The organism is Paenibacillus senegalensis JC66, assembly GCF_000285515.1.
Taxonomy (GTDB): domain Bacteria; phylum Bacillota; class Bacilli; order Paenibacillales; family NBRC-103111; genus Paenibacillus_L; species Paenibacillus_L senegalensis.
Genome location: NZ_HE610959.1, coordinates 1 through 9,939, shown reverse-complemented (window position 1 = coordinate 9,939; position 9,939 = coordinate 1). Strand labels below are relative to the sequence as shown.

Sequence of the window (9,939 nt, the reverse complement as noted above, 5' to 3'; positions counted from 1 at the left end):
AAAATGGGCATGGATAGTGCGTAAAAATGGGCATGGATAGTGCGTAAAAATGGGCATGGATAGTGCGTAAAAATGGGCATGGATAGTGCGGAAAATGAGCATGGATAGTGCGGAAAATGAGCATGGATAGTGCGGAAAATGAGCATGGATAGTGCGGAAAATAGCATGGATAGTCGGAAAATGGGCATGAATAATGCGGAAAATGGGCATGAATAATGCGGAAAATGGGCATGGATAATGCGGAAAACGCGTTTTGGACTGTATGGTTTCACCCGACCATGTTCTACCCTTCACCCGATTATTTTCCCTTATTCGCATGCTGCAATCTCACATAGAATGAAAGGTACATACACGAACAGAAAGGGGAATGTACATGTTGAGATATTGGTCTAAAGCCGCCGGTGTGGCTGCGATAAGCACGGCTATGGTTGCTCTGAGCGCTTGCGGAGGCAATGCTGCAGATACAAACAGTAATGGAGGATCGCCCGAAAAAGTCACTTTGACTGTTTGGCATAACTGGACGGGACAGGATGCTAAGGCGGTCGCCATGCGTGAAATTTTGGATAACTTTCAGGCGGAGAATCCGCATATTAAGCTGGAAACGGAAGGACTGCCTACTGATGGCCTGAAAACAAGATTGAGAACGGTTGCTGCAGCCAATGAAATGCCTGATTTGTTTGTTATGTGGCCTGATGCCATGACTAAGGAGTTTGTTGGCGGTAATCTGCTTCAGCCTATTAATGAATTTCTAGACAGCAAGCCGGAATGGCGTGACAACTTCATAGAGAACGCATTGGACAGCTTTACTGTAGACGGCAATATTTACTCCGTACCGATGAATTTGGCTCCCACCTCTTTTATTTACTACAACGAGAGCATTTTCGAAGAGTACGGTGTCAAGGTTCCTGAAACTTGGGATGAGCTGATGACAGCGATTGATACCTTTAACGATAATGGGATGACGCCGATTGCACTTGGCAATAAAGCGAACTGGTTTGTGCAGTCAGCAATTTTCTCCGCAATTGCCGACCGGGTAACCGGGACGGAATGGTTCCTAAAGGCGGTGGAACAGGATGGAGCCTCTTTTACCGATCCTGAATTTATAAGAGCACTGGAAACTCTGCAGGAGCTTGGCGAGCGCGGCGCTTTCCAAAGCGGCTTCAACTCGATTGATGAGAATCAAATGGTGCAGATGTATTTCCAAGGCCAGGCAGCCATGTTTATCTCCGGTGGCTGGGCAATGGCTAACGTTGTGACTAATGCGCCTGAAGATATTTTGGAACAAACCCGCATTACCATTCTTCCGCCAGTTGAAGGCGGAGCAGGAGAGGCCCGTTCAACATCCGGGGTTGTCGGTACCGGAATGGGTGTAAGTGCCAAGCTGGAAGGCGCGCGTAAGGAAGCGGCACTAGAGCTGCTGTACGCTTTGTCAGGGCCTGAAGGTCAGCAAGCTACTCTGGACAGCTCCACTCTGGTCAGCTACAACATTCCACTGGACGAAAGCAAAGCAAGCCCCTTATTTGTTGAATTGTATAACTTGATGCAGGACGTCAAGATTTCCCCGGTCTATGATTCCAAACTAAGCTCTGCGGCTGTGGAAGTTATTAATAATGGTTTGCAGGAATTGCTGAGTGGCGGGGATCCCGAAGCGATCGCCCAAAGAATACAAGATGCACAGGCAGCAGCAGTCAAGTAAAGCAAGCATAACAAACAGCGAATAGCTGCGGATTGGGTCGGGCGGATGGTTTAGTCCCGACCCGTTATTTATCAGATCATTTTGCATACGATCTTCTTTCGGCTTCCCGTCCTGTTGGATTTGGGTGATGGGGGGCATCTTGACTTAAAGGAAGTGAGTCGATTGAAAGCTTTCAGTAACCGCAAATTTATTTTTATAGGTTTGCTGCCTGCAATGGCGATATACACTTTGTTTGTATTTGTACCTGTTATTTGGTCTACCTATTATAGCTTCTTCAATTGGTCTGGTATCGGTGAAGCTACCTTTATTGGACTAAACAATTACGTGGAAATCTTTCGCGATCCCATTTTTTGGACCGCGTTAAAAAACAATATTATTTTCGTTCTCGCTTCTGTATTTGGCCAAATTCCGCTTGCCCTAGTGGTCGCTATTCTGGTCGTGAAAAAAAGCGGCATGCTGTCCCGCTTTGTCCGTACAGCCGTATTTATGCCGATGGTTATGTCGACTGTCGTTATCGGTATGATCTGGCAGTATATTTATCATCCGCAGATCGGGATCTTGAATTTTTTGCTCGATAAGCTCGGTCTCTCGAACTGGCAGCTGGTATGGCTGTCTGAGGATTATGGCATGTACTCCCTGATCCCGCCTCTGATCTGGAGCTTTGTCGGCTTGTATCTGATTATTTTTATTGCCGCTCTGCAAAATATTCCTGGCGAAATCCATGATGCGGCCGAGCTTGACGGAGCCACGGGTGCGCGCAAGCTGTTCTCTGTCACGCTGCCGATGATCAAAGGAACCATTATGGTCGCGATAGTACTCTGTATTTCCGGAAGTCTTAAATCGTTTGATCTTGTCTATATTATGACACGAGGCGGTCCCGCACATTCTACCGAGCTGCTAGCCACATATATGTATAACTCTACATTCAGCTCTTACCGCTATGGCTTTGGCAGTGCCATCTCAACAACGATCGTATTGATTTCCCTGATTCTGATTGGTATCAGCCAATGGCTGATCAGTTGGAAATCGAAGTCTAAATCTAATGGATGAGGAGGGACAACATTGCAGCAATCGACAAGCACTGCCCCGCGGGGGCATGCACCTGCTTCGGCCGGGCGCCCCAATGGACGTAAAATAAAAGGAGCCGTTTCTTGGACGCTGCTCACATTGTATGGTATTTTATCGTTATATCCGCTGTATTGGTTGTTTATCTCCTCCTTTAAGACGACAGGGGAGTTCTTCAACCGTCCTTTTGCTCTTCCTGAGACGTGGATGTTTGAAAATTTCAGCAACGCCTGGATGGGCTCAAATATTGGCAGAGCATTCGGCAATTCCCTAATTACATCTTTAGGCTCTTTAGCCTTAACCCTGTTTATCGCTATGCTCGCATCGTTTATCATCGCCCGTTTTCAATTTCGCTTTAAAGCGATGATCCTGACTTTTTTTGTAATCGGAATGCTCATTCCTATTCATAGCACTCTGGTGCCTTTATTCATAATGATGAAGGAAATTTCCATGCTGAATACGTATTGGGCTTTAATTTTTCCCTATACGGCTTTTGCGCTGCCTACTGCAATTTTTATTTTGACAGCATTTTTGTCCTCTGTTCCGAAAGAGCTGGAGGAGGCGGCTTTTATGGATGGATCGGGGCTTTGGGGCATCTTTTTTAGGATCATGATTCCGATTTCGCTTCCGGCGATTTCTACCGTTGTGATTTTAAGCTTTTTGAATTCTTGGAACGACTTTTCATTTGCTCTAGTGCTGATCACATCGGCAGGTTTGAAAACATTGCCGCTCGCAATCTCGAATTTTGCTGACGGGTATACGACAGACTATGGACTGACCTTGGCCGCTATGACCATGGCAGTTGTTCCTACCATCTTCATGTATCTGATCTTTCAGGAGCAGGTCATGAAAGGGATGACAGCAGGAGCGGTAAAAGGATGATCCTGACATGACGAGGAGGGCATCGTGATGAGAAAATGGCTCGGTTATTCACTTAGACGCAAGCTGTCTTTGCTGATGCTGCTTTTTGCTCTCATCCCGATGCTTTTTCTTGGTTTGTTAGCCTATGGGATTTCCGCACATCTGACGAAGAAGAATATTACCCAGTCAGGCTTCGATACTCTTCGTCAAATGCGTGGCAATCTAACCTCGATGATAGAGGATGTTGAGGGCATGTCCATCTATCTGATTGGCCAGCGTGACATTCAACAATACCTCCGACTGACTGACCCTGACGATAGGCTGGCGGCAGATATTATAGGGGATTTGGGGAATTTGGCCGGTTCCAAATCTTACATTTCCCATATTGCCATCTATGCGGCCAATTCCTCAACTATTCTATCCTCGAGTTCCATATATAACACAGACTTTCACACGCCGATTGAAGTTTCCGAGGTTTCCGACAAGATGTGGGCCGGTTTGTATCCGATCAAGGATTTCAGTGGTGAGCGCAATGTCATTACATTTATCCGGCCTTTAAGAAGTGTTCACGATTATCAGCTGCTGGGCTGGTTATCGGTATCCCTCGATGAAAGCCAGGTTTCCCGCGAATGGGCCAATCTGCAGCTAGGCGGGGGAGAAGGTCAGATCAGGCTGACGGATGAAAATGGAAACATCCTGTCGGCTTCAGATAAATCGGAGCTGTACCTTAACTGGGAAGATCTGCACCCGGAGGTCAAGGTTTATAAGGATACGTTGGAATATGGCGAAGCTCTGCTTCAGCAAGATGAGGAGGAGGGAGGCGATCTCTCCCTGCTTTACTACCGCGAGCCGTTGAATGGCTGGACCCTGCTTGCGACCCTGCCTTCCTCGTGGGCCAGCACGCAGAGCAGCATTATCCTTCATTTGACTGCTGCTGCCGTCGTTCTGGTTATAGTCTTAAGCGGTGCGCTGACGTTTTTTGTACTTAATCGGGTGACGAAGCCGCTGGCGCTGTTAAGCCGATTGCTGACTATGGTAAATCCTGAGCGTCCAATGCCGGTATTTCCGATGAATACCAATGATGAGATTGCCCGTCTGGGACAGAGCTACAACATGCTGGGCAAGCATATAGAACAATTAAAGAAGCAGCTAATTCAGAACGAGACTCGCAAAAAGGAAGCGGATATGCAGGCGCTGCAGGCGCAAATTAATCCGCATTTTCTCTATAATACACTATCCTCAATACGCTGGATGGCGCTCATGAAACGTGACCAGGCGATAGCCCAGATGGTAGGCTCGCTTAGCGACTTTTTACGATTCAGCCTGAATAATGGGAGGGACTACTGCACCGTCCACCAGGAGCTGGCTCATATTCGCAATTATGAACAGGTTCAGTCGATTCGATATCCGGGCAAGTTTGCCCTCGAACTAGTGGTGGATGCCCGCCTACAAGAGCGTTACATGCTGAAGCTGCTGCTCCAGCCGCTGGTGGAAAACTCCATGCTTCACGGCATCTTGAAAAAAGAAGGGAAAGGCACCATTACCGTTATCGTGGAGGAGCAGGACAAGCATATGGTTTTTACAGTAATGGATGATGGGGTAGGGATCAGTGAGGACAAGTTGAAAGTGCTGCGTGAGCAAATTCAGAGCGGAGAACCGAACGCCGGGTTTGGGCTGCGCAACGTCAATGAACGACTGCTGCTGCATTACGGCCCGGATTCCCAACTGCATATAATCAGCAGTCCCGGTGCCGGCACACGAATCCGCTTTTCGATTCCGGACAGGGGGGATCCTCATGAAAATAATGATCGTGGATGACGAAGTCATTTTTCGCAATGGACTTTCCCAGGTAATTGACTGGCAGGATCTTGGCCTGCATCTTCTGGCTCCCGCCGAATCTGCCGAGGAAGCCCTGTCCCGCCTTCCTGTGGAGAAGCCTGATATTTTGATTACCGATATCCGCATGGGCGGCAAAAGCGGTCTCCAGCTGGCCGAGGAAAGCCGGGAGCTGCTCCCGGATCTGGAGATTCTGATCTTGTCCGGTTATGACGAATTTACGTATGCTCAACAAGCGATCCGCCACAAGGTGGGTGATTATCTGCTCAAAACCGGAGGACCAGAAGAAATTGTTAAAGCAGTAATCAAGGCGAAGCAAAGAATCATTGACCGTCTGTCTGTCCGTAATGCGGAGCTCACCAAGGAGAAGGAGGATCAGAAAAGATATCTTCAAGGTCTGGTTCTAGACGGTCACCGCTCCGAGCTTATAGACAACCAGGAAGCTGCCCATGCAGCTGGCAAGCTGCTGAAGCATCATCTGAAGCGAGAGACGGAATCCCTTCAGGTCGCGCTTTTTCAAGCATCAGGCTGGGAGGACACACCCGATTATCAGTCACTGCTCCAGTTTGCTGTTGATAATATTTTGAAAGAATTGATTCCCTGCTTTTCATTTATTCATCAGCAGCGGATTGTTGCCGTAGTTCACGGACAGGAAGGCAGCGAAATGAGGCAGTCCTATCATTCGATTATTGGGAGAGTGGAAGAGCTGCTGAACTGCAGCCTTTTTGTATCAGTTGGCAAACCGGTAACCGCTCCGGACCAGCTGCATGAATCCTATGAAACAGCGTCCTATACAGCCAATTACAAAGCCTGGATCCCCGGAAAATGGCTGGAGTACGACAATATCCGTAAACGAATGGGAGGGAGAATGCACATTCAGCGGGAAGAGGAGCTGGAGCTTACGGCAATTCTTCTAAATGACGATTTGTCCGGTCTTCGAGCCTGGGTTGGCCGCTATATGAATCAACTGCTGTCCGATTCTGAGGCCACTCTGGAAACGCTGGAGGCTGCAAGTCAGTCGGCTGTGCATGCTGCCCGCCGCTGGTTAGAGCAGGTTATGCTCGCTACAGGAAAAGGGCAGGAAGAAGTTAAGCTTCCGGGAGCTGCACATGCGCAGGAGGGACAATCTATTTCCTCCAAAGACCGCCTATTTCAGCAGCTGAATGCTGTAATGAAGGTTTATCATCACGAATTGGCCGATGGACAGACCGCCTATGTGAGAAAAGCTATCGCTTATATTGAAGGGCATTTGGGCGGAGATGTCAGCCTTCAGCAAGTGGCTAAGCAGGTGCATGTGAATCCAAGCCACTTCAGTGAAGTGTTCAAAAAAGATATGGGCGTTACCTTCGGTGATTATGTGATCAGCCGTAAAATGGCCCGGGCGAAGGAAATTTTGTCGGTATCCCCGATGAAGGTAAGTGAAGTTGCTTTTAGTGTCGGATATGAAGATGTTAAGTATTTTAGCCAGCTGTTCAAAAAGCACACCGGCAAGACACCCAGCGAGTTCCGGGAAAGCGGCGGAATGACAGGCGATAGGCCGGTGACGGCAGATAAACCTTACGGAAAACGTTAGCTCGACAACATAGCTTTCGAATCTTATAACGAGGAGCAAACCATATGGAGAAAGAAACTGCGATGGAACTGAAAGAGAACTGGAGACTGCATGGCTTTGACGTCGGGAAAGCGCCTATTGAAGCTTCCAAGCCTACACTGGATGACCGATTTTGGATGACAGCTCAAGTACCGGGAGATGTGCATTCGACTTTGCTTATGCATAGGCAGATTGCCCACCCGTATTTTGGACATAACGATCAGAGCAGCCGCTGGATTGAGGAAAAAGAGTGGTGGTATCGCACTTCTTTCCACTACCAGCTTGATTCGGACAGGGAGGAGCATCATGAGCTGGTGTTCGAAGGCTTGGACACATTTGCCACAATTTATGTGAACGGACATGAGGTAGGGCAAACGGCCAATATGCATGTCGGCCATGTCTTTGATGTTACCCGTGTGCTGCGAGAAGGGTGGAACGTGATTGCCGTCAAGTTTGACCCGGTCCGGCTGCACCATGAAGGCAAGGAGCTTTTCCAATGGTCTTCGTATACGAAGGAACGCCCTTGGCTGCGCAAAGCGGCCATGAACTTCGGCTGGGATTGGGGGCCGCGGATGGTAACGACCGGGATTTGGGGCTCGGTTCGCTTGAGGCGATCTCGTATTGCGAAGCTGGATCACGTATATGCCCGTACGGTTCATTTGGAGTCCTCGGCTAATGTTCTTGAAGGGGCAGCAAGTGCACGTGTGCGCATTGACGCAGAAGTGATCGTCCACCGTCGTGGCGGCTGGTCAGGCGGGCGCAGCGCCGAGGGCCTGGAATGTGTTTGCCGTTTGTTGTCGCCGGGAGGGGAAGCAGTAGCAGAAACAATTTCCCCTGTACATGCAGAACGCGGCGGCGGATTCCATACTGAGGCAGAATTAATTGTAGATTCCCCTAAGCTTTGGTGGACCCATGACCTGGGTCAGCCTCATCTCTATCAGCTGGAGGTTGTGCTGCGGCATGGTCAGGAAGATCTGGACCGCTTTACGACTCCATTCGGTATTCGTACCATCGAGCTGCAGACCAAGGATGCGGAAGGGAAAGAGGCGTTTGCCTTTTTGCTTAATGGGGTAAAGATATATGCCAAAGGAGCCAACTGGATCCCTGCCGATCATTTTATTGGAGCTATACCGGGTGAGCGGTATGACGATTTGGTTTCACTCTCTGTGGAAGCAAATATGAACATGCTGCGGGTCTGGGGAGGAGGCATTTATGAAAAAGATGTTTTTTATGATGCCTGCGATCGTCAGGGCGTATTGGTTTGGCAGGATTTTGCATTTGCTAATGCGCTGTTCCCCGATTTCAACCGGAATTTCATGGAGAATGTCCGCAGCGAGGTGGAGTCCAACGTTAAAAGACTTCGCAACCGCGCGTCTTTGGCGCTATGGTGCGGCAATAATGAAATAGACTGGCTTGTGGATATGAAAACCGCTGGCGGAGATATTCATTGTCCTTTTTACGGGGAGACGATTTATCATGAGCTAATTCCCGATGTGCTGCAGCAATATGATGACAGCCGCCCTTACTGGCCATCCTCCCCATTTGGAGGCAATGATGCCAATGATCCCGGGGTGGGTGACCGCCATAATTGGCAGGTCTGGCACGGCTCCGTCTATCCTCGCAAATTCGGCGAGCCGCCTCAGCTTGATTACAGCATTAAAGGTGTCTCATTCAAAAACTACAAAAAAGACTTTGCCTTATTTAGCAGCGAGTTTGGCATGCACGCATCGGCGAACCGTTATACCTTGGAAAAGTTCATTCCGCAGGGGGAATTCTACTGGAACAGCTCCGAAATGGCTTACCGCAACAAAGATACGAACCATCTCAAAGGCATTTTGTTGATGGAAGGCTATACCGGCATTCCGCAAAACATAGAAGAGTACATGAATTACTCGATGCTGACTCAGGCGGAAGGATTGAAGTATGGCATTGAGCACTACCGCCGGATCAAGCACCGCAATGGGGGAGCTCTTGTATGGCAGCTCAATGATTCCTGGCCCGGGACGAGCTGGTCTATGATCGATTACGAGCTGCTGCCCAAGGCTTCGTACTACTACGCCAAGACGTTTTTTCATCCTGTACTGCTATCGCTTGACCATGAGCCTGGCGAAGATCTCCGGGTATGGGTGGTCAACGATACGATGAAGGAGCTTGCGGGTACCATCGAGCTTCGTGTCGTAGATTTTGCAGGGAAGGAAGTGTTCAGCCGGTCACTCCATGTACAGGCAGCGGCCAACACGGCTGTAGAGATTGGTCAGCTAGCAGAAGCAGAAGCGCTTCAGAACGCGGATCCGGGGAGGGTCCTTGTGCAGTTGCAGGCTCGAGGCTTTGCAGCGCCGGAAAACCGCTACTACTTGCGTGATCCCAAAGAGCTGGCAATGCCAGCGGCACAACTGGAAGTACAAGCTGATAACCCGGGCAAAGTAACAATTACCGCAACCAAGCATCTGGCCCGTATGGTCAAGCTGGATTTGCCCCGCAGTAATACCCGCTTCAGCGACAACTTCTTTGACCTGCTGCCAGGCGAAAGCCGCACAGTGTTGATAACGGATCGCGAAGGTCAGCCGGTTACACTCGATGGCTTGCGAGTATCTGCTTTGAATGTGCAGTAAAGAAGCCCGAGGTACGTTCAGCAAGTTTTCACTATGCGCTTTGAGCAGCAAGTGATCAGCGCTGCTGGAGATGTGTGCTACAGGTGATCTGAGCTACAGGCGATCTGCGCTGCAAGAGATCTGCGCTAACGCTCGCCCTCGCTCTTATTTAGTCAAAAAAGCAGGGATTTGATTTCTAACGCTCCTCCTTGCTCTTATTTGTGACAAAAAGCCTAGAGAACCGCGATTTGAGCAAAATAAGGACAGTGGCGATCAGTGGCGAACGTTACAATTTTCAA

The 9,939-nt window shown here is 49.1% G+C and carries 6 protein-coding genes; all 6 read left to right on the top strand.

Going from position 1 to position 9,939, the window contains the following annotated elements:
• Nucleotides 1-373: 373 nt before the first annotated feature.
• Nucleotides 374-1,696: an extracellular solute-binding protein gene (locus PSHG_RS12060; RefSeq protein ID WP_010273081.1), complete on the top strand. Its 1,323-nt coding sequence runs from the start codon at nt 374-376 to the stop codon at nt 1,694-1,696.
• Nucleotides 1,697-1,858: 162 nt separating this feature from the next.
• Nucleotides 1,859-2,746, top strand: coding sequence for a carbohydrate ABC transporter permease (locus tag PSHG_RS12055; RefSeq protein WP_010273078.1), 888 nt, complete (start codon nt 1,859-1,861; stop codon nt 2,744-2,746).
• A 12-nt stretch (nt 2,747-2,758) separates the two neighbouring features.
• On the top strand, nt 2,759-3,643 hold the full coding sequence (locus PSHG_RS12050; protein WP_010273065.1) for a carbohydrate ABC transporter permease: 885 nt from the start codon (nt 2,759-2,761) through the stop codon (nt 3,641-3,643).
• A gap of 27 nt (nt 3,644-3,670) precedes the next feature.
• Complete coding sequence (locus PSHG_RS12045; protein ID WP_010273063.1) at nt 3,671-5,440, top strand: cache domain-containing sensor histidine kinase; 1,770 nt, start codon at nt 3,671-3,673, stop codon at nt 5,438-5,440.
• Entirely contained in the window at nt 5,418-7,031 is a 1,614-nt protein-coding gene (locus tag PSHG_RS27435) for a helix-turn-helix domain-containing protein (protein ID WP_010273061.1), read from the top strand. The genes PSHG_RS12045 and PSHG_RS27435 overlap by 23 nt, the downstream gene beginning before the upstream one ends.
• A gap of 62 nt (nt 7,032-7,093) precedes the next feature.
• Nucleotides 7,094-9,661: a beta-mannosidase gene (locus PSHG_RS12035; RefSeq protein ID WP_026021338.1), complete on the top strand. Its 2,568-nt coding sequence runs from the start codon at nt 7,094-7,096 to the stop codon at nt 9,659-9,661.
• Nucleotides 9,662-9,939 lie beyond the last annotated feature (278 nt).